The sequence below is a fragment of the Streptomyces lancefieldiae genome (assembly GCF_031845825.1).
Lineage (GTDB): Bacteria > Actinomycetota > Actinomycetes > Streptomycetales > Streptomycetaceae > Streptomyces > Streptomyces lancefieldiae.
Genome location: NZ_JAVRFH010000390.1, coordinates 1 through 408 on the forward strand (window position 1 = coordinate 1; position 408 = coordinate 408).

A 408-nucleotide genomic window follows, 5' to 3' on the forward strand; every position below is an offset into this window, starting at 1 on the left:
TCCCAGAGGAGATCGCGCCACTCCTGGGCCGGTCCGCCGTTCTCGCGCTCCATCTCGGCGATGTTCCGCTTGATGGCGGCCTTCTCACGGGCCAGGTGCAGTGAACCACCCGTCACGGGAAGGACGTTGATGCCGTGGATCTCCTCGGGGTTCGCCGTCCACCAGGTGGAGTAGGAGGCGCCGCTGCCCCAGACCATGCCGACCGTTCCGTACCGGTACGAGGCGGGGAAGACCTGCTCGTTCGCGTCGAACCAGTACTGGGTGATCGCCTCGGACTCGGTGGTCAGCAGGTAACTGCCGAGGTCACGCAGGGAGTTGTCCCCGGTGGCCGCGCCCCACAGCACCAGGCCGGCGCTGAGGTTGATGGACTCCGAGGAGGACTCCTGGTTGTTGCCCGCCGCGAACCCC

General features: G+C 67.4%; 1 protein-coding gene. It reads right to left on the minus strand.

Annotated elements, in window-relative coordinates; all coding sequences use genetic code 11:
• Positions 1 to 408, minus strand: a 408-nt coding sequence (locus tag RM812_RS42660) for a glycosyl hydrolase (RefSeq protein ID WP_311586477.1), incomplete at both ends; no start/stop codon positions are given.